The following is a 20,200-nucleotide window of genomic DNA, read 5'->3' as shown; positions in this document are numbered from 1 at the left end:
GCCAACCCCGCAGCGCAGCGCAATCGCCATTTCACTTAGCCACCAATTGACGCGCTGATCGACCTCGTAATCGGGGGCCGGTTGTGCTGCCGGGTCCCAGTCCGGCTCGATCTCGACACCCTCGTCGATCTGTGCTTCACCACAGCCATCCCCCAGCGGTGGCCCGCGTGCCGGGGATATGTGCGGTGGCTCTGGCACTCGAATTTGATGTCGATCAGCGCGTCAACTGGCGAGCGATCAAAACAGCGATTCAGACCCGCTGCGGGACAGGCCTGCGCCGAGCAAGCGCGGCCCACCGCAAATGACAATGCCGTCGGGCGCTTTTTGTGAGTGCACGTCCAGAAGGCTGGAATCGAGAGCCTTTTTACGTGGCCAGATGGTCATCAAATGCGCGATCCTTGGCTTCATGCGGTTGGCTTTCCTATCCGTCTAAAACGGAACTACCATCAATGGAGACACGCTAGTCGAGCTGGAGCGCAAGCACCAGGTGGCGCAAAGCGTGATTGCACGCTTGAAAAATTTCATGGATGCCGAAGCCCTGCGCTCAGTAGCCGATGGCGTCGCCCGGAACCTGAATACCGTGGCCGGCGCTGAAATCTCGGCTGCCGCACTGCAAGCCAAGCTGCCTGATGCCGAAGTGGCGGGCGAGTTTGACGTGCGCACCGACAAACCTATTTTGCGCATCAGCCGGCGCCACCATGGCAACGTCAAGAGGTGTGTGCTCACGCAGGACTTTGTGCATGGCGCCGACTATGCTGCACTGGCCGAAGCAGCCAATACCTTCAAGGGCTTGCTACGCGAAGGTGCCAAAGTGATGCGCGGTGAAGGCGAGCGCCGAAAGGAAGAAAAAGTCGCCGACTTCCGGGAAGCCATGGCTTGGCTGATTGCACACGCTGAACACACCACCTCGCGCCAGCGTTATAAAGGTCTGGGCGAAATGAACCCCTCGCAGCTATGGGAAACCACCATGGACCTGACCGTGCGTCGTCTGCTCAAGGTGCAAATCGACGACGCCATCGAGGCTGACCGCGAATTCATCGAAGCCAACGCACTGCGCGCTGGCAATATCGATATTTAAGCTTGCAGGAAGTCGGACGCCTACTTGACGCTTTTGGCCGGTGTCTTTGGCAACCAGTCATGGCTGCGATACCAGGCGACAGTATCGGCAACCGTTTGCTCAATCGGTCGGAACGTCAGTTTGAGTTCGCGCTCGCTCTTGGAGTGGTTGAAATGGGTGCGACCAGCTTCCTTGAGCATTAGCCGCACGGTGGCCAAGCTGAGCAAAATCGGCTTGCCAGTGATGCGTGCGTAGAGTTCCTGTAGCGCAGCCAAGATGTACAAGAGGGGTAAGGGCAAATCGCGCGTCGGTGTTTTAACGCCAGCGATTTTTCCCAACAAGGGCATCAATTCCCGCATTGTCATGTGGCGGCCGGCTGCCAGGTAACGCTCTCCACGCTGCCCGTGCTTTGCCGCCGAAATTTGTGCCTTCGCCACATCGCGGGCATCGACAACGGAAAAACTACCTGGCACCAGTCCAGGTAATTTTCCAAGCACCACATCGTTGACAAATTGTCCCGAAGAGGTGGGGCCGATATCTGCGGGTCCCCACATCCACCCTGGCAAAACCAGGCTTGCGTGCATGTCCGGGTGTAGCGCTAGAAAGGTCAACACGGCTTGATCGGCCAGTATCTTGCTGCGGTAGTAATCATCGGAATCCGCCAGGTCACGCAGGCAGGTCTCATCGATGGGCATGCCCGGTTCGCCATTCAGCACGGCAATGGATGAGGTCTGGATGAAACACCTGATGCCAGCGCGGTAAGCCTGTTCGATGAGCCGTTGCGTGCCATCCACATTGATGCGTTTGAGCTCTTCCCAATGGCTTCCGCCCTTGTAGTTGTCTCGGAAGAACGCAGCGGTGTGGAACACGACATCGCATCCTTCCAATGCTTTGGAGAAGGCTGACACGTCGCCCATATCGCCCAGCACCAATTCGACGCCCTTCAACCCTGCGAACTGTTGCTGGCCTTTAGTCAGTGAGCGGACGAGTGCTTTGACAGAGAAGCCGTGCGCGATCAGCTCGCGCACAAGGTTGTTGCCGAGCAGTCCGGTAGCGCCAGTCACGAATGCGGACCTCAGATTTTTGACTATTTTCATATCGTGTGAGTTTAAAAGTTCAAGTGATATTTGAATTTAACTCAATCAGTTATAAATATCAAGTGATATCTGAATTCAGCGCGTGATGTCTTAACGCCGGAAATTAGAGCTTATCGTTCAATATCCAGAGTTCGTGTGATATCTTTAAATATATGAGCCAAAAGACAGCAAGAAAGCGCCTGACCCGTGAGGAAAGCCAGGCCCAGACCCGTGAGCGCCTGATCGAAACCGCGCAGCACTTGTTTGTATTGCACGGGTATGGGGCCACGTCGATCCGCGATATCGCGGACAAGGCGGGCTACTCCCAAGGAGCCTTCTACTCGAACTTTTCCAGCAAGGAGGACGTCTTGCTGGAATTTCTGCGACAGCATATGGAAGCGGAAGCGACGCAACTTTCCAATGTCATGGACAGTGACGAGCGAACGCCGGAACAGATGCTTGCAGAACTGGAGGCCTGGGCTTCCACGCTCAATCACGATGCTGATTGGTGCATGCTTTCCATCGAATTGCAGTTGCATGCCAACCGTAGTCAAACGTTTGCTATCGAGTACCAAAAGGTGTGGGACGAACACCGTTCCGAGATCGGCAGCGTGGTGAGTAAACTATTTGCCAAACTCGGTCGCACGCCCCCTGCCGAACCGGATGAACTGGCCGCAGCCTTCATGGCGCTGACACATGGCCTGGCGCTGCAAAGAGTGACCACTCGCCCTGATCCGTCAGGACGGCTAATTATGGTGTTCCTGCACGGGTTGATCGCAAGTGCGGGATTTGTGGACAAAGCACTACCAATGGATGTCAAAGCAGCACACAAATAGTGCAATTCAACAATGGAAGGCATGACGAATCGCAGAACAGATAGGAATTCCAACCGCATTGAGGCAAGTATTGCACGAGGTTTGGCCCGCCGCGCACGCAGCCAACCTAGCAGCGCAGCGCAATCGCCATTTCACTTAGTGTTGCGTCGACCGATTGAATTCAAGCTCCTACCCGCCTTTCGCTGAAATCCCAAACTTGCTACGCAATCCAGCAAAAGCCACTCGCAAAGATTGGGGAATGGTTCCCGCCGATTTCTGGGCGTTTGACAGCATGAGGTGGGGGCCCTGCTCCAATCTCCGCCGGCACAATCAGCCGACTTACAGGCTGAAAACGACCGGCTTGCACTTCGGATGTCATCGCCCCGCTCTAGTGCTTTGCAACAGTCTCCCAGTTACCAAGTAAAGCCCTACACCACCACCGGTTCCGGCTCCAGCATGATTCCAAAACGCTCATACACACTGGTCTGGATGGCCTTGGCCAAGGTCATCACCTCACCGCCGGTCACCGGATTAGCGCCTCCGCCCCGGTTGACGAGCACCAGCGCCTGCTTGTGATAGACGCCGGCATTTCCGATCGACTTTCCCTTCCACCCGCAAGCGTCTATGAGCCAGCCGGCCGCGAGTTTTACGGAGCCGTCGGCCAGGTTGTAATGAACAATTTTGGGCTCACGCTGGATGATGTCTGTGCATTGCTCGGGCGTGACGGTGGGATTTTTGAAAAAGCTGCCGGCGTTGCCAATTAGCTGTGGATCGGGCAGCTTGGCCTTGCGAATCTGGCAAATCCACTCATAAATTTGCAGCGCATTAGGAGCGTCGATATTGGACTGCAGCATCTTTTTCTCGATCTCTGCATATCCCAGCACGGCTTTCCATGGCTTGGGCAGCGAAAAACGTACCCGGGTGATCAACGCCTTGCCCGATAAACCGAAACCTTGGGCGCCTGAACTGCGGGCGGTGCTGGTGTGCTTGAACACCGAATCACGATAGCCAAACGCGCATTGGGCGGCATTGAGCGTGAAGCTCCGCCCGGTTATCAAGTCCACGGCATCCAGCGACTCGAAGCGATCCTGCAGCTCCACCCCATAGGCGCCTATGTTTTGCACTGGCGTCGCCCCGACCGTACCGGGAATTAAGGCCAAATTCTCAAGGCCCTCGTAGCCATTTTCCAAAGTCCAGCTGACCAACTCGTGCCAGTTTTCGCCGGCACCGGCTTCGACAATCCACGCTTTGGCAGTCTCTTCAACCAAGCGCTTTCCCATGATCTCCACCTTGAGAACCAGGGATTTGACGTCGCCTGTCAGGACGATGTTGCTCCCCCCGCCAAGCACAAATTTTGGCGCAGTCTGTAAAGCCGGCTCCTGCAGCACGGCGTCGATATCGGCCGCGTTGGTCACCCGAACCAGGGTAAGGGCCTTGGCCATGATGCCAAAGGTGTTGGAATGCTGGAGTGGAACGTTTTTCTCGACTAACATTATGAGATTGTCTCATTCCTCCACGATTAACATAGACGAAACGATCTCTACCATGCCCTCTTTTGATACTGTTCTTGAAACCGATTTGGTCAAAGTCAAAAACGCCGTCGAAAACACGAGCAAGGAAATCGGAACGCGATTTGACTTCAAGGGAACGCCCGCATCGATTGAACTAAAAGACAAAGACATCACGCTAATTGGCGATGGCGATTTTCAGATTGATCAAATGAGCGACATCTTGCGCAACAAACTCACCAAGGCGGGTGTTGACATTCGATTCCTGGACGTCGGAAAGGTGGAGAAAATAGGCGGGGACAAGGTCAAGCAGGTTTCCAAAGTGCGAGACGGCATTGAAACTGAGCAGTCTAAAAAAATCCAGCAACTTATCAAGGGCAGCAAGTTAAAGGTGCAGGCCTCGATCCAGGAGGGTAAGGTCCGCGTAACGGGCGCCAAGCGGGACGATCTGCAGGCGGCGATGGCCCTGATTCGCGCAGACATCAGCGATCTTCCGCTCAGTTTTGATAATTTTAGGGACTAGGTGATCCCCGCAAAGCTTGCTCTACGCGCGCTGCTTTGGCTAGCGATATTGGCGCTGTTGCAAGGCTTGGCGCAGGCCCAGTCCGTTTCTCTAGCGGGGATGATGGGCAGCAAGGCCCTGCTGGTGGTCAACGGAACCACTCCAAAAACAGTGGCCGTTGGTGAGACCCATCAGGGGGTCAAAGTCATTTCCACCTCGGGCGATCAGGCGGTCATTGAGCAGTTCGGCAAACGTCAAACACTGCGCGTCGGCGAAGCCCCGGTCAGCGTTGTCGGCAATAGCAACGGGGGCAACAGCGGCGGTCTCGGTGCCCGCGGAACGCGCATAGTTCTCAGCGCAAGCAGTGGCGGCCACTTCATAACCGCCGGGCAGATTAACGGCCACGCGGTGCAGTTCATGCTCGATACAGGCGCCACCACCATCGGGATGAGTATGGCGGATGCGGAACGTGCTGGTATCAACTACAAAAACGGCCGCCCGGTACACATGTCAACCTCAAACGGCGACTCTATGGGCTTTCACATCAAGCTCAATTCGGTGCGAATTGGCGATGTCGAGGTCTATGACGTCGATGCGGTGGTAACACCCCAACCGATGCCGTTCCTGCTGCTGGGTAACAGTTTTTTAATGCGCTTTCAAATGAAGCGTGAAAACAACCTGATGACGCTGGACAAGCGGTATTAGTCACCCCCTTGAGGGCGGTCACGTTAGCCCGCTTTGTCCGGCAAGGTGCTCGCCTATTTCCGCACTGGTTTAGAAGCCCCCAATTTTGATTCGGTACCCTTCAACAGTTTGCTAATGTTCTCGCGGTGCCGGTACACCAGCAGCGCGCTGATGGCAAATATCGCGAGCAGGATGCCGGTGTCCACATACCAGGCCGCCCGGTCCCCGAACAGGTAATACAGCGGCGCAAAGACTGCGGCAGCCAACGCCGCCAACGACGAATAACGCGAAAAATACGCCACGATCAGCCAAGTCACCAGCGTTGCCAGTCCCAGTATCCAGCTGAATCCTAGTAACACGCCCGCCGCGGTAGCCACGCCTTTGCCGCCCTTGAAGTGAAAAAATACCGGGTACAAATGTCCCAGAAAAGCCGCCAAGCCAACGGCAGCAACCGTACCGTCGCCCAAACCGTAGTCGCCGCCAAACCATTTAATCAGCACGACGGGAAGCCAGCCCTTAAGCCCATCAAGCAGCAACGTCGCCACCGCTGCGCCCTTGCTGCCTGAGCGCAGCACGTTGGTGGCGCCCGGGTTCTTGCTGCCAAAGCTACGCGGGTCTTTCAGACCCATCACCTTGCTGACGATGACCGCAAAGGATAGGGACCCCAGCAGATAAGCCAGCAGCACAGCGCCAATTGAGTATGCGTAATTCAAATTTTTTCTCCCGTTGGGATGTTATTGGATCAGTGCGCACTGCACCGGTTTTGCACCCAGCAGTGTGACGCAAACCTGCGGATCAAGGGCGATCAAATACCCGCGCCGGCCGCCGTTAATGGCGATTTCAGGTAAGGCCAGAATGCTTTCCTCGATATACACCGGCATGGCTTTGCGTGTCCCAAAAGGCGACGTACCCCCAACCAGGTAGCCGCTGTGGCGATTCGCCACCTCAGGCTTGCAGGGTTCAACGGACTTGGCGCCAATTTGGCGCGCAAGATTTTTGGTCGATACTTTTCGATTGCCGTGCATAAGCACCAGCAAGGGCTTTGCATCCTGGTCCTGCATCACCAGGGTCTTGACAACCATAAAGGGGTCCAGCCCGAGCACCTCGGCGCTGTGCTGGGCGCCTCCATGCTCCAGGTAATCGTAGGGATGCTCGCTGAAAGCCACATGATGGGCCTTTAAAAGTTGCGTCGCAGGAGTTTCCGAAACATGGTCTTTCTTTCCCATACTACAAAGCGGGATCGCGTATTTCCCAGCGAATTTTGTCAATCTCGGTCAGCACTTCTGGAGACAAGCTGGTGCCGAAGGCGTTCAAATCCTCATCAAGTTGCGCCACCGAAGTCACGCCAATAATGGTGCTGGCCACCTGCCACTTTGTGTAGCAAAACGCCAGCGCCAGTTGCGTGGGCGTAAGGCCATGCGCAAGCGCCAAGGCGTTGTAGCGACGGGCGGCCGCCAATGCCTCGGTGCGGCCCCAGCGCTGCTTCTTCATAGAATCGAACTTTGCCATTCGGCCCTGCGGCGCTTCTAGGGCGCTGATGCCGGTAGCATCGTACTTACCGGTCAAAAGGCCAAAACCTAGCGGTGAATAGGCCAGTAGTGAAACGCCCAGTCGGTGCATCGTTTCGTCCAGCCCGTTTTCCACGGTGCGGTTAATCAGGCAGTACGGGTTTTGCACCGTGGCCACCCGCGGCAGGCCGTGCTGCTCCGCCAGTCTGACAAACTCATGGACGCCGTAAGGGGACTCGTTAGACAAGCCGATAGCGCGCACTTTGCCCGCCTTGACAAGGCCGCTCAACGCTTCAAGCTGGTGGTGGATGGACGTCACTGCCTGGTCCTTCTGCGGATCGAAGTAGACCATGCCGAATACTGGCACATGCCGTGCGGGCCAGTGGATCTGGTAGAGATCGATCACGTCGGTCTTCAGGCGCTTCAAGCTGTCGTTGCAAGCGCCGACGATGTCCGTAGCAGTCAGGTCCACGCTGCCATTGCGAATCCAGGGCATCCCGCGAGAAGGCCCGGCCACTTTCGTGGCGAGCACCAATTTGCTGCGAGCGGATGGGTTTTTCGCAAACCAGTTGCCCAAAATAGTTTCGGTGGCACCGAAAGTCTCGGCCCGTGCAGGGACCGAGTACATCTCCGCAGTGTCAAAAAAATTGACGCCGCGTTCGAGCGAGCGGTCCAGAATACTGTGCGCCGTGGTCTCATCGACCTGCTCACCAAAAGTCATGGTGCCCAGGCAAATGGGCGTGACATGCAGATCGCTGGAGCCGAGTTGAACTTTATTCATGAAAATTTTGATTAAAAAAGAAGTGATTACTTGCTGGCCGGAGGTAAAAACCGCCCGAAACGGAGACGAGAAAGCGCTAGTTTAAAGACTTCAAATACCATTCGCTCGCTCTTAACTCGCGAACTTGTCTTACACCTTCTGGCTATTTTGTCACCTACCATTTCCGTTGTGGTGCTTTGCCACCCCTTTTATTAAAACCGATTCATTCCGAGGAGTCCTTCCATGAAAAAACTAACCCTAACGCCGCTAGCCTGTGCCGCGCTAGCCATCGCCACCCTTTCGGGTTGCGCCGACATGAGCGAAAACCAGCAAGGGGCTGCCAAGGGCGCCGGAATTGGCGCAGTCGCTGGCGCGTTGCTGGGAGCCGCCACTGGCGGCTCAAGAGGTGCGGCACAAGGTGCCGTTTTGGGCGGCGCAGTCGGTGCGGGTGGCGGCTACCTGTGGTCCAAGAAAATGCAGGACCAGAAAGTCGCGATGGAACGGGCCACCGCAGGCACCGGCGTTGCAGTGAGTCAAACTGCGGACAACCGGCTGAAGCTGGACATTCCCAGCGATGTGTCCTTTGACGTGGGGCGCGCTGCCATCAAACCCAACTTTGTCCCCGTGCTGAACCATTTCGCGACCAGTCTGAATCAAAACCCAATCACCACGGTCACCATCATTGGCCACACCGACAGCACCGGCTCTGATGCAATCAATAACCCCTTGTCGATTGACCGCGCTGCGGCTGCCCGTGACTACCTGGTAAGTCGTGGCGTCGCGTTTCAGCGCATTGCCACCGATGGTCGCGGTTCGCGCGAACCGGTCGCCGACAACAACACGCAGCAAGGGCGCGACAAAAACCGCCGTGTGGAAATTTACGTCGCCGAGCCGGTGGCCGCGCGTTAAAACGGGCTTTCTTGCCGATCTACAAAAAAGCACTTACGGGTGCTTTTTTTTGCGCCTGTCTGCGCTGCGGCACCTGGAAGCATTCAGTCCTTTTTGAAACGTTCTTCCTCTTGCAAGCGCAATACTCGGCGTTGCACCTTGCCGGTGGTAGTCATGGGTAGCGCATCGATAAATTCGATTTCCTTCGGGTACTCGTAGGGCGCCAACCTGCTTTTCACATGGGCCTGCAATTCCGAGATCATTTTTAGATCGAATTGGGTTTGTTCCCCCATAAAGCAAGCGCGCGCAGCGATCACATCAGGCGTGAGTACGACGTAAGCTTTCACCACCGCGCCGCGTGCTTTGTCGGGTTTGGGGACCACCGCCGCGTTGGCGACCGCCGGGTGCTTAATAAGGCAATTCTCAATTTCACCGGGGCCGATCCGGTAGCCGGCCGCTTTGAAAATATCGTCGGCGCGGCCTTCGTACCACAAGTAGCCGTCCGCATCGCGCCGCGCCAGGTCGCCAGTGCGGCACCAGTTCCCGGTGAATTTGGCTTGCGTAGCCTCGTCTTTCTTCCAGTAACCCAGGAAAAAGATCGGGTCCGGGTCGCCGTGGATATCGAAGCGATTAACGGCTACGTCCCCCGGCACACCCACGCGACACTCATGGCCGTCGTCATCAATCACCGCCACGTTATGGCCTGGGTATCCCTTGCCCATGCTGCCGGGCCTGGCAGGCCAAAACCGGGCGCAATTGCCGACGATGTAGTTCACCTCCGTCTGCCCGAACATCTCGTTCACAGTCACGCCGAGCTGCTCCTGACAATACGCAAACACGCCGTCGCCGACCGCTTCACCCGCACTCATCATGCCTTGCAGCGTGAACTTGAATTGGTCGTGCGGCCGCGGGAAAGCTTTCATCATCGCCTTAAGCGCAGTCGGAAATAAAAACGTGTGCGTCACGCCTTGCTCCGCCATCAGGCTGAACGCGAGTTCAGGACTGAAACGGCCGTTGAAGGCCACAATGGGGCGCCCAAAATAAAGCGTCGGCAGCAGCGAATCCATCAGCCCACCGGTCCAGGCCCAGTCTGCCGGTGACCAAAAAACGGCGTCGGACGTTGCGTTTTCCTTGCCATCAAAGCCAAACCAGTTCTGGCTACAGACGAAACCGGGCAAGTTACCGATCAAGGCGCGGTGCGGCAGGAGCGCTCCCTTGGGTGGCCCGGTAGTGCCGCTGGTGTAGATCAGAATCGCTGCGTCATCGGCTTTGGTCTTGACGGCGACGAAGGCGCGCTGTTGGGCCGCCAGCGCGCTCGCGTAGTCCACATCGCCCTGCCCGCTGGTCGCCCCGACCACAACCAGCGTGTGGAGTGCCGGGCATTGGGCCCGCACCGCGCGCAAGTTTTCAATGGAACTCTCATCGCAAATGGCGATGACCGCTTCGCTGTCCTGCAAGCGGAACTCCAACGCTTCCGGCCCAAACAGCATGGACAAGGGCATCGCAACCGCACCCATCTGAAACACCGCCATGTAGGCCACAGCCGTTTCGAACCGCTGCGGCATCACAATCGCGACCCGGTCGCCGCGTCCCACCCCCAGCGCTGCCAGCACATGACTCAGCGCGTCGGCGGCCTGCTGCAGCGCTGAATAAGTGTGAGAGATACCTTTCGCATCGGTCTGATGAATGCAGACAGCTATTTTTTTAATAGCACTCCGCTCCCTCTCTGCCGCCCGAGCCCAGCGACCGCAGCACACCTCGGCGATGTTGAAGTATTCCTCGACTTGCCAGCGAAAGCCTTCGTGAAGGGCTGCGTAATGGTCGGGCTGAGCAGAACGGTCACTTACTTGCCGCCGGTTTGTGTCCCTGTTTTGACTGCGCTTCACGTCGAGCCTCCTTATGATGAAGCCACAATGTACAAAGAAAAACGTTTTCCACGCAGCGAGTTTGTCCCTATAAGAGGGATTAATTACCACGTCCAAAGCTGGCAAGACGCCGCCGGCGCAAGCTCAAAACTGCCGCCCCTGGTACTTGTGCACGGCTGGATGGATGTGGCAGCTTCCTACCAATTCATGGTGGATGCCTTTTCCAGTGCGTTTGCGCAGGGGCGAAGCATTATTGCGCCCGACTGGCGTGGCTTCGGGCAAACCCGATCCAGCCCCGCTGGCAGTCAACCCGACCATTACTCGTTTCCGGATTACCTGGCCGATCTTGATTTTTTGCTTGACCACTTCGCGCCAAACGAGGCAGTCGACCTGGTCGGTCACAGTATGGGCGGCAACGTGGCCATGCTTTATGCCGGGGTACGGCCCACCCGAATTCGCAGGCTGATCAATCTGGAGGGCTTTGGCATGCCAGCGACTCAGCCAAGCCAGGCACCAGCGCGATACGCCAAATGGATGGATGAGCTTAAAAGCTTGCATCGCGGCGCGCTGACGCTAAAAGCCTACGACGACGTGGCTGGCGTGGGCCGCCGCCTCATGAAAACCAACCCCCGGTTATCGCCCGACAAGGCCAACTGGCTGGCCAGTCATTGGGCGCGCCCCGACGGCGATGGGAAGTGGCGCATCCTGGGGGAACCCGCCCACAAAGTCACCAGCGCGCAACTGTACCGCGTCGACGAATCACTGGAAATTTACCAGCGTATCACCGCGCCCACGCTGTCCATAGAGGCCTCCGACGACTCCATAGCGACCTGGTGGCGGGACAAATACACACTCGCCGAATACCACGAAAGGCTCAAGCAGGTGCCCCAGGTGCAGATCGCCGTGATCCATGATGCAGGCCACATGCTGCATCACGATCAACCCGCCCAGTTGGCGGCCTTGATTGAGGGCTTTCTAAGTTGACGGCTTGCCATGAGAAAATCCATGATTACACCCAATAATTCTGGATTGAACACTCATGGACGCAGAACACATCAACCTCATCGGCAACCAACTCGCGGATCTGAGCAACCGCGTGAATGAACTTCGGGGGTATCTTTGACTACCCTGCCAAAGAACGTAAGTTAAACGAAGTCAACGCCGCGCTGGAAGATCCCAAGGTCTGGGACGACCCCAAGCGCGCGCAGGAACTCGGCCGAGAAAAAAAATCCCTCGAAGATGTGGTGCTCACGCTAGACCGGCTGAGCCAGGAGTTGGCGGACAACATCGAATTGTTCGACATGTCCAAAGAGGACGGCGATGAAGCGGGCATGCTGGCCATTGAGGCCGAAGCCGCGAAAGTCGTCGTCGAAGTCGAGAAGATGGAATTTCGCCGGATGTTCAACAACCCGGCCGACCCGCTGAACGCCTTCCTCGACATCCAGGCCGGCGCCGGCGGCACGGAAGCCTGCGACTGGGCCAGCATGCTGCTGCGCCAGTACCTGAAATACGCCGAGCGTAAAGGCTTCAAAACCCAGGTCGAAGACGAGTCGCCAGGCGACACGGCCGGCATCAAGGGTGCCACCATCAAGATTGAAGGCGAATACGCCTTCGGGCTGTTGCGCACCGAAACCGGCGTGCACCGATTGGTCCGCAAGTCGCCGTTCGATTCTTCAGGCGGACGCCATACGTCGTTCGCATCGGTGTTTGTCTATCCCGAGATTGACGACTCGATCGAGATCGACATTAATCCTTCTGATGTGCGTGTGGACACTTACCGGGCGTCCGGCGCGGGCGGTCAGCACATTAACAAGACCGACTCCGCAGTTCGCCTCACGCACATTCCAACCGGTATCGTGGTGCAGTGTCAGGACGGCCGATCGCAGCACGGCAACCGCGATGTCGCCTGGAAGCGACTGCGTTCACGGCTGTACGACTTCGAGATGCGCAAGCGTCAGGTAGAGCAGCAAAAGCTTGAAGACAGCAAAACGGACGTGGGCTGGGGCCATCAAATTCGCAGCTATGTGCTCGATCAGAGCCGCATTAAAGACTTGCGCACCAACTACGAGACATCGGCCACGCAGAAGGTGCTTGATGGCGACCTCGACCCGTTTATTGAAGCTTCTTTGAAGCAGGGCGTCTGATGATGGCTCAAGCCGTCTGGTCGGATTTTTAGAACGTTTTACGAGTTGTTAGGACAGAACCATGTTGCAAATGCTTGATGATGGTGGATCAGGACAAGGGCCCGCCGTGGTCATCAAACGCGCCGACTACCTCGCGCCCGCTTACTGGATTGACACCGTCGATCTGTGTTTTGACCTGGATCCGGTAAAAACCCGGGTGTTGAACAAAATGAAGCTGCGCCGTAACCCGGACGTGCCAGCGCAGGCCCTGAAGCTCGATGGCGAAGATCTCAACTTGTCCAGAGTGCTGCTCAACGGGCAAGGCACCTCGTTCAAGATGGAGGACAACCAGCTGGTGCTGGAAAACCTGCCGCTGGGCTCCGAGTCTTTCGAGTTGGAAATTTTTACCACCACCTGCCCGTTAAAAAATACCAAGCTGATGGGCTTGTATGTAAGTAACAACTCGTTCTTCACGCAGTGCGAAGCTGAGGGCTTCAGGCGCATTACCTACTTTCTGGACCGCCCGGATGTGATGGCCAGCTACAGTGTGACGCTGCGCGCCGACAAGGCCCAGTACCCGGTCCTGCTGTCCAACGGCAACCTGGTGGCGCAAGGTCCGCTTGAAGATGGCCCCAATGGCGCACGGCATTTTGCCAAATGGGTTGACCCACACAAAAAGCCCAGTTACCTGTTCGCGCTGGTGGCCGGCCAGCTCGTCAGCCGCGAGCAGCGCATCACCTCGCGCGCCGGCAAAGAGCATCTGCTTCAGGTCTATGTGCGACCCGGCGATCTCGATAAAACCGAGCACGCGATGAACTCGCTGATGCACTCGGTGGCCTGGGACGAGGCCCGCTTCGGCCTGAGCCTGGATCTGGAGCGTTTCATGATTGTCGCCACCAGCGACTTCAACATGGGCGCGATGGAGAACAAAGGACTGAACATTTTTAACACCAAGTACGTGCTGGCCAACCAGACCACCGCCACGGACACTGATTTCTCCAATATTGAAAGCGTGGTCGGGCACGAGTATTTTCATAACTGGACCGGCAACCGCATCACCTGCCGCGACTGGTTCCAGCTCAGCCTGAAAGAAGGCCTGACGGTGTTCCGCGACCAGGAGTTCTCGCAGGACCTGTGCGGTGAGGCGTCTGCCCGCGCCGTCAAGCGCATCGAAGACGTGCGAGTGCTGCGCACCGCTCAGTTTCCCGAAGACGCCGGTCCGATGGCGCATCCGGTGCGACCCGACAGCTACATCGAAATCAGTAATTTCTACACCGTCACCATTTACGAAAAAGGCGCGGAGCTGGTGCGCATGATGCAGACCCTGGTCGCGAGCATCAACGACCCGTTGGGTCGGAACGGTTTTGCTAAAGGCATGACTTTGTATTTTGAACGCCACGACGGCCAGGCCGTGACCTGCGACGACTTTGCGCAAGCGATTGCCGACGCCAATCCGTTGTCCGATCTGGCGCGCCTGCTGCCGCAGTTCAAGCGCTGGTACAGCCAGGCCGGCACACCGCGTCTGCACGGCGAAGGTGTTTACGATGCCACCGCCCACACCTACAGCCTGACCTTGTCCCAGCACTGTGCGCCAACACCCGGCCAGCCAGCCAAGGAAGCCTTCGTGATTCCGGTTGGCCTGGGTTTGCTCGGTGCCGATGGCGCCGACCTGCCACTGCAACTGGCCAGCGAATCGGTTCCCGTGGCCGCGCCGCGCACTTTTCTACTGACCCAGGCCAGCGAAACCCTGCACTTTATCAACGTCGATGCCGAACCGGTACCCTCGATACTGCGGGCATTCAGCGCGCCGGTGGTGCTGGAATTTGACTACAGCGACGCACAATTGCTGCACCTGCTGGCCAACGACATCGACCCCTTCAACCGCTGGGAAGCGGGGCAAAGGCTGGCGGTCCAGATTGCCGTTAAATCGATCGCTTCGGTGACTCATTCAGTGGACGCTACGCCGCTAAATGAGGCCTATATCGAAGCCATGCGCAGCGTGCTGCGGCATCCCGCGCTGGACGCCGCTTTCAAGGACCTGGTGCTGACCCTGCCGTCGGAAACCTATCTGGCCGAGCAGCTCGACGTGGTGGACCCGCAGCGCATCCACGCGGTGCGTGAAGCGATGCGCCTGCAATTGGCGACCGTGCTCAAAAGCGATTGGGAAGCGGTCTACGCGGCGCACCACGAAAACGGCGCCTACACCCCTGATCCGCTGTCGTCCGGCCGCCGCGCACTCACCGGCCTGGCGCTGACGCAACTGTGCCTGGCGGCAGTCGCTACGGGTGACCCGCTCTGGCCCGAAAAGACCTTGCAGCGTTTCCAGGACGCCAGCAACATGACTGACCGCTTCAACGCACTGGCCGCACTGGTCTCCAGCGGCCACCCACTGGCGGTACAGGCACTGAAGCGCTTCCATGCGATGTTCAAGGACGAAGCGCTGGTGATCGACAAATGGTTCAGCCTGCAGGCTGGCGCGCCCGACCGTGGCGGCAACATCCTGCCAGCGGTCAAGCAGCTGATGAAACACCCTGACTTCAGCCTGCGCAACCCGAACCGGGCGCGCAGCGTCGTCAGTACTTTCTGCCAGGCCAATCCGGCGGCCTTGCACCGCGGTGACGCGGCCGGATATGTGTTCTGGAGCGAGCGGGTGATGGAACTCGACAGCATCAATCCGCAGGTTGCTGCGCGTCTGGCACGCGCTCTGGATCGCTGGAAGAAACTGGCTGAACCCTATCGCAGCGCGGCACGCGAAGCCATTGCCCGGGTCGCCGCGAAAAGCGATTTGAGCAAGGACACGCATGAGGTGGTAACCCGTGCACTGAGTGATTAATCGACGCAGCCTCTAGCATCAACCGTTTAAGGAAACCAACAGCATGGCCAGAAAAAATGCTTTTTATGCGCAATCGGGCGGCGTCACCGCCGTCATCAATGCATCGGCCTGCGGCGTGATCGAAATCGCGCGCGCGCACAAAGACCAGATCGGCAAGGTCTACGCCGGGCGTAACGGCATCATTGGCGCGCTGACCGAAGACTTGATCGACACCAGCAAGGAATCCAGCGCCGCTATTGCCCTATTGCGCTCCACACCGGCAGGTGCATTCGGCTCCTGCCGTTTCAAACTCAAATCGCTGGAGGCCAACAAACGCGAATACGAGCGCTTGATCGCGGTCTTCAAGGCGCACAACATCGGCTATTTTTTCTACAACGGCGGCGGCGACTCGGCCGACACCTGCTACAAGGTGAGCCAGTTGTCGCAAAGCATGGGCTATCCGCTTCAGGCCATCCATATCCCCAAGACGGTGGACAACGACTTGCCCATCACCGATTGCTGTCCAGGCTTTGGCTCGGTGGCTAAATACGTGGCCGTCTCGACGCTGGAAGCCTCGTTTGATGTGCGCTCCATGGCCAAGACCTCCACCAAGGTTTTTGTTCTTGAAGTCATGGGCCGACACGCGGGCTGGATCGCCGCCGCCGGTGGCTTGGTGGAAGACCACGGTATCCCGGTCGTGGTGCTGTTCCCCGAGATCGTGTTCGACGAAAAAAAATTCCTCGCACGCGTGGAGACACTGGTCAAGTCGCACGGCTACTGCACCGTGGTGGTGTCCGAGGGCTGCCATTACGCCGACGGCAGCTTCCTCGCCGAGCAAGGCACACGCGATGCCTTCGGCCACGCGCAACTGGGCGGTGCCGCGCCAGTGATCGCCAACCTGGTCAAGCAGGCGCTTGGCTATAAATTTCACTGGGCTGTGGCCGACTACCTGCAGCGCTCGGCGCGCCACATCGCGTCCAAGACCGACGTGAAGCAGGCTTACGATCTGGGCAAAAAAGCGGTGCTACTCGCGCTCCAGGGCCACAATGCCGTCATGCCGACGATTGATCGCGTCAGCGATGCTCCCTACAAATACAAGATCGGCATGGCACCGCTGTCCAAGGTAGCCAACGTCGAAAAGTTCATGCCGCGCAACTTCATTACCGAAGACGGCTTCGGCATCACCGCACCCTGCAAGCGCTACCTGCTGCCGCTGATCCAGGGCGAGGACTATCCGAAATACAAGGACGGCCTGCCGGTTTATGCGACGCTGAAGAATCTGCCAGTGGCGAAAAAGCTGCCGCCTTTTGAGCTGCAATAGCCATCGTGGCCAGCAAGCGTATCAGCGCGATAGTCGGCTTCAAAAATAAGGTGGCGCAGATGACCAGCCGCCACGCCAAGTTATAATCGCAGGCTGTATTTCAAAAAAGCCGGTGTAGCTCAGTCGGTAGAGCAGCTCATTCGTAATGAGAAGGTCGGGTGTTCGATTCATCTCTCCGGCACCAAATGAAAAGGGGGTAGGCTTCCATGGTCTATCCCCTTCTTCACGTAGTCAGTACGTAACCGCTGATCAATTATGACTCCAAGTCATCTTTTCTTTTAAGTTCTAACGACAGTTGGGGAAACGTCAATTTAGCAACGCACAACACTTTTTATATTTCAGTCCGCTATTGCATGGGCATGGTTCATTACGACCTGGACTCTTTTTGGCTACAGATGAAAGTGGCGCAGCCTCGGAGCGCGGAGTCTCCACAACAACCTGCTGAATAACTTGACTGATATTGACGACTGTTGATGTCTGAGCGGGCGGCTGCGATTGACTGAGCAGTTGAGCGGTGGCAAGCAACAAGCCCAAAAATCCATACCAGTCTGTACGAGTCTCGGGAAGCAGCTTCGCCAACTTTGAGAGAGCTGGTAATTCTTTCTCTATTCGAGAGGCCACATGTTCTTTTGACTCGGCATTGGCCTTCGCATCACTAAGTATCTGGGTGAGAAGCCTCAGCTCCGAGACCGTCCGCTCAGGCGCGGAGAGTATTTCAATAGTATTGCCTATGAAATTGAACACCCCATCTGGAACGTGACCCCAGCCTCCGCACTTTGGACATGGCCCGGCAGAATTCCCAGAAAAACTCATATCTTTTGAGTTCTCCACAGAAATCCCTGAGTTGAACACTGTCGCACAGGTATCACAAAACGCGGGAATTGATGGCATGGGCAGTCTTTCGCTTTGGTTCAGCATGATGATAAGCGACCTTGATTTCCCGAATAGGAGTCCAAACGACTCGCTGCCAATTGCCGACCTTCTGGCGCAACGTGCGCATACCTCTCGACCATTAATTGAGTTTTCCAACCGCCAAGACGCTGCAATTCATGGGTTGGCGTACCCGCTTCACGGTGCCAGGTGGCGAAGGTGTGCCGCAAGTCATGCCAGCGGAAATCATGGATTCCTGCCCGTAGCAGCGCATTGCGCCAAGCTTTGGTATTCACCTGGACGACCGGCTTTGCCGCCATTCCTCATGAAGAGGCAAGACTCAAATATTGATTCGTTTTTTATTCGGAGCGAATGGACGAAACCTGGATCATGACATCTGCCGAATTTGACAAAGAGTCAGTAACGAATAAGAAGGGCAAAAAACATTGGGCTCCGCTCAAATTTGGTTCAACGGAAAGAAAAGAAATAAACAAACCGGCGCTCCTGAAGAATCCTGCAAGCCGCAGTGGGACAAGTACCTTGCAAAAGATTTCATGTTATTGCCGATGATGCCGCTCCGTTTCAACAATAATTATTTACCTATTCTGAAGTGCATCAATGCAACGCGTGGATCGCCAAGCCTTCATGCGGCTTTGAGCCCGATCATGTTGTTTGCGTCTTAGGCCCTGGCCACGGGCACATCCCCACACCGAGTTGTGTACTGCGGCGTCAAAAGATCCTGCCGCATGGACCAGGTCCGCTCCTTGCCCTGCAGTCCGGCTCTGGCTCCAAGTCGAGCTCCTGCTGATCCACGCTGCCGTCCTGCAAGTCGAACAACATCACGCCAGCCTGGAGTCATACGACAGTCTGCTTTCGGCACCATAGTGGTATGTCTTACCCTTTGAGCACCGCAGGGGTGCGTCGAACCAGCGATTCGCCTGGGGTTGCTCATTGACTTGGACCCTGTCGAATTATCAAAGTAGCCAACGGCTTCTTAAGCATTAAGTTTGGCTCACTCGGGTTTCCCCTCGTGGAAAGCAAGGGCAATGTCTGGCATAAAACATGCATGTCAATATTCAAGTGACTTGAACTGTATTCAAACGATAGTCAATCAGGATCATGTTACTTAATTTGAATTCTTCAATCCACCTGAAAGGAAGCGACTATGCGCAGGCGAAACACGATATTTGCAGGAACGACTTTGTTGGCCACATGTATGAGTCTGGCTCTCGTGGCCAGTCCAGTCATGGCTAAAGAAGTGGTGAAAATCGCCTTTATCGGTCCGTTGACCGGCGGGGTCTCCAATGTTGGCCTGGGAGGACGCAATTCCGCGGACCTGGCAGTGCGCCTGCGTAATCAGGATCCCAAATCCAAATACACCTATGAATTGGTAGCGCAGGACGATGAGTGCAAGCCCAATGTGGGTGTGCAGGTAGCGACCAAGGTGGCCGCAGACAAAAATATCGTGGCCGGCGTCACACACTACTGCTCGGCAGTCGCTATGGCAACGGTGGGCGTGTATAACCGTTTTGGCATGCCGGCTGTGGTGTGGGGTGCGGTTCTGCCCGAGGTCACCTATGGCAACGACTTCAAGGAAGTTCATCGTGTCAACGGCACGATGATCAATCAGAACGAGGTCGCCTACAAGTTCATGGCCGGACTGGGGTACAAAAAATGGGCCATTATTCATGACACAACGGACTACGGCAAAGGACACAACAAATACTTCAGCGAATTCCTGAAAAAAGGCGGCGGTACGGTTCTGGGCACCTTCGGGGTGACGGCTGACCAACAGGATTTCACCACCGAACTGACCAAGATTCGTGAGTTGAATCCAGACGTCATTTACTTCGGCGGACTGACGCCGCTCGGCGTTCGGATTCGGACGCAGATGGCGAAGCTGGGCATCAAGGCTCAATTCCAGGGTACCTCCGGGATAAAGTCTGATGCCTATATTCAGGGTGTCGGCAAGGAACTGGCTGAAGGCTCTCTCTCGTTTATCGAAGGGGCGCCATGGGAGAAGCTACCAGGCGGGCTTTTCTTCACCAGCAAATACGCGCAGCAAAAATACGGCGAATCTGCAGAAGCTTATGGTCCCTTTGCATTTGCCGCTGCCAATCTGATCATGGATGCCGTGGAGAAGGTCGGTCCGGATCGAAAAAAAGTGCGTGATGTTTTGAACAAGACCCGCGATGTCGATACGATTGTTGGCAAGGTGACCTTTGACGATCATCGCCAGAACATCGTGTCGCTTATCACTAAGTACGTGGTGGAAAACGGTGCATGGGTGGTTTGGGAAGATAGCAGCTACGGCAAGGGCAAGCGCAAGCTGGCCGGTTTGTAATTCCCTCAAGATGCCCTCCTGCACGCCCTCGGCGACGCGGGAGGGTAATCCTCAACCGTTTCAGGAA

General features: G+C 56.6%; 18 protein-coding genes, 1 tRNA gene and 2 pseudogenes. 11 read left to right on the top strand and 10 right to left on the bottom strand.

The features are described from left to right. Window positions 1–237: 237 nt before the first annotated feature. On the bottom strand, window positions 238–408 hold the full coding sequence (locus tag HHJ16_RS11195) for a hypothetical protein (protein ID WP_296900550.1): 171 nt from the start codon (window positions 406–408) through the stop codon (window positions 238–240). Window positions 409–442: 34 nt separating this feature from the next. On the opposite strand from HHJ16_RS11195, the pseudogene gyrB reads away from it, so the two are divergent. Continuing rightward, window positions 443–1,078: pseudogene (gyrB, locus tag HHJ16_RS11190) on the top strand (DNA gyrase subunit B); the annotation flags it as partial. Between the two features lie 20 nt (window positions 1,079–1,098). On the opposite strand, the gene HHJ16_RS11185 reads toward gyrB, so the two are convergent. Beyond that, a complete protein-coding gene (locus HHJ16_RS11185; protein WP_296900548.1) occupies window positions 1,099–2,154 on the bottom strand; it encodes an SDR family oxidoreductase in 1,056 nt (351 codons plus the stop codon). Between the two features lie 152 nt (window positions 2,155–2,306). Here HHJ16_RS11185 and HHJ16_RS11180 point away from each other — a divergent pair, with 152 nt between their 5' ends. Then, window positions 2,307–2,969 (top strand): TetR/AcrR family transcriptional regulator, encoded by a 663-nt coding sequence (locus HHJ16_RS11180; RefSeq protein ID WP_296900546.1) that lies wholly within the window; start codon window positions 2,307–2,309, stop codon window positions 2,967–2,969. Window positions 2,970–3,376: 407 nt separating this feature from the next. Here the strand turns inward: HHJ16_RS11180 and murB are convergent, their stop codons facing one another. Beyond that, complete coding sequence (murB, locus tag HHJ16_RS11175) at window positions 3,377–4,441, bottom strand: UDP-N-acetylmuramate dehydrogenase (protein ID WP_296900544.1); 1,065 nt, start codon at window positions 4,439–4,441, stop codon at window positions 3,377–3,379. A 52-nt stretch (window positions 4,442–4,493) separates the two neighbouring features. Between murB and HHJ16_RS11170 the strand changes: the two genes are divergently transcribed. Continuing rightward, complete coding sequence (locus HHJ16_RS11170) at window positions 4,494–4,979, top strand: YajQ family cyclic di-GMP-binding protein (RefSeq protein WP_296900542.1); 486 nt, start codon at window positions 4,494–4,496, stop codon at window positions 4,977–4,979. Continuing rightward, entirely contained in the window at window positions 4,980–5,663 is a 684-nt protein-coding gene (locus HHJ16_RS11165) for a retropepsin-like aspartic protease (protein ID WP_296900540.1), read from the top strand. It abuts the gene before it with no gap. Window positions 5,664–5,716: 53 nt separating this feature from the next. Here the strand turns inward: HHJ16_RS11165 and plsY are convergent, their stop codons facing one another. From plsY to HHJ16_RS11150, 3 genes are read right to left on the bottom strand one after another with little or no spacing between them, the layout of a single operon-like run. After that, window positions 5,717–6,355 (bottom strand): glycerol-3-phosphate 1-O-acyltransferase PlsY, encoded by a 639-nt coding sequence (gene plsY, locus HHJ16_RS11160; protein WP_296900538.1) that lies wholly within the window; start codon window positions 6,353–6,355, stop codon window positions 5,717–5,719. Between the two features lie 21 nt (window positions 6,356–6,376). Continuing rightward, window positions 6,377–6,868: an aminoacyl-tRNA deacylase gene (locus tag HHJ16_RS11155; RefSeq protein WP_296900536.1), complete on the bottom strand. Its 492-nt coding sequence runs from the start codon at window positions 6,866–6,868 to the stop codon at window positions 6,377–6,379. Window position 6,869: 1 nt separating this feature from the next. Beyond that, on the bottom strand, window positions 6,870–7,931 hold the full coding sequence (locus HHJ16_RS11150) for an aldo/keto reductase (RefSeq protein WP_296900534.1): 1,062 nt from the start codon (window positions 7,929–7,931) through the stop codon (window positions 6,870–6,872). Window positions 7,932–8,153: 222 nt separating this feature from the next. Here HHJ16_RS11150 and HHJ16_RS11145 point away from each other — a divergent pair, with 222 nt between their 5' ends. Beyond that, window positions 8,154–8,819, top strand: coding sequence for an OmpA family protein (locus tag HHJ16_RS11145; protein ID WP_296900533.1), 666 nt, complete (start codon window positions 8,154–8,156; stop codon window positions 8,817–8,819). An 83-nt stretch (window positions 8,820–8,902) separates the two neighbouring features. Here HHJ16_RS11145 and HHJ16_RS11140 read toward each other — a convergent pair whose 3' ends face one another. Further along, entirely contained in the window at window positions 8,903–10,684 is a 1,782-nt protein-coding gene (locus HHJ16_RS11140) for an AMP-binding protein (protein WP_296900531.1), read from the bottom strand. Between the two features lie 27 nt (window positions 10,685–10,711). On the opposite strand from HHJ16_RS11140, the gene HHJ16_RS11135 reads away from it, so the two are divergent. From HHJ16_RS11135 to HHJ16_RS11115, 5 genes are all read left to right on the top strand, one after another. Continuing rightward, on the top strand, window positions 10,712–11,647 hold the full coding sequence (locus HHJ16_RS11135) for an alpha/beta hydrolase (RefSeq protein WP_296900529.1): 936 nt from the start codon (window positions 10,712–10,714) through the stop codon (window positions 11,645–11,647). A 55-nt stretch (window positions 11,648–11,702) separates the two neighbouring features. Further along, window positions 11,703–12,807 (top strand): peptide chain release factor 2 gene (prfB, locus tag HHJ16_RS11130; protein WP_296900527.1). Its coding sequence is split into 2 segments (ribosomal slippage): window positions 11,703–11,783 and window positions 11,785–12,807, totalling 1,104 coding nucleotides; the frame shifts between segments, so codons are not numbered across the junction. Between the two features lie 61 nt (window positions 12,808–12,868). Then, a complete protein-coding gene (gene pepN / locus HHJ16_RS11125; protein WP_293642855.1) occupies window positions 12,869–15,619 on the top strand; it encodes an aminopeptidase N in 2,751 nt (916 codons plus the stop codon). Between the two features lie 43 nt (window positions 15,620–15,662). Beyond that, window positions 15,663–16,919 (top strand): 6-phosphofructokinase, encoded by a 1,257-nt coding sequence (locus tag HHJ16_RS11120; RefSeq protein ID WP_293642854.1) that lies wholly within the window; start codon window positions 15,663–15,665, stop codon window positions 16,917–16,919. Between the two features lie 108 nt (window positions 16,920–17,027). Then, window positions 17,028–17,103: transfer RNA gene (locus HHJ16_RS11115), tRNA-Thr, on the top strand. A 122-nt stretch (window positions 17,104–17,225) separates the two neighbouring features. On the opposite strand, the gene HHJ16_RS11110 is transcribed toward HHJ16_RS11115, so the two are convergent. The 3 genes and pseudogenes from HHJ16_RS11110 to HHJ16_RS11100 form a co-directional block, all read right to left on the bottom strand. Further along, a complete protein-coding gene (locus HHJ16_RS11110; protein WP_293642853.1) occupies window positions 17,226–17,810 on the bottom strand; it encodes an SEC-C metal-binding domain-containing protein in 585 nt (194 codons plus the stop codon). Between the two features lie 20 nt (window positions 17,811–17,830). Then, window positions 17,831–18,097, bottom strand: a pseudogene (locus tag HHJ16_RS11105) (tyrosine-type recombinase/integrase); the annotation flags it as partial. Between the two features lie 371 nt (window positions 18,098–18,468). After that, window positions 18,469–18,537: a DUF4113 domain-containing protein gene (locus tag HHJ16_RS11100; protein ID WP_296900792.1), complete on the bottom strand. Its 69-nt coding sequence runs from the start codon at window positions 18,535–18,537 to the stop codon at window positions 18,469–18,471. A gap of 417 nt (window positions 18,538–18,954) precedes the next feature. Here HHJ16_RS11100 and HHJ16_RS11095 point away from each other — a divergent pair, with 417 nt between their 5' ends. Next, window positions 18,955–20,133, top strand: a complete 1,179-nt coding sequence (locus HHJ16_RS11095; protein ID WP_293642852.1) for a branched-chain amino acid ABC transporter substrate-binding protein — start codon at window positions 18,955–18,957, stop codon at window positions 20,131–20,133. Window positions 20,134–20,200 lie beyond the last annotated feature (67 nt).

It is taken from the genome of Polaromonas sp. (genome assembly GCF_012927485.1).
Taxonomy (GTDB): Bacteria; Pseudomonadota; Gammaproteobacteria; order Burkholderiales; family Burkholderiaceae_C; genus Polaromonas.
The sequence above is the reverse complement of the archived record's forward strand: the minus strand, read 5'-3'. Positions and strand labels throughout refer to the sequence as shown.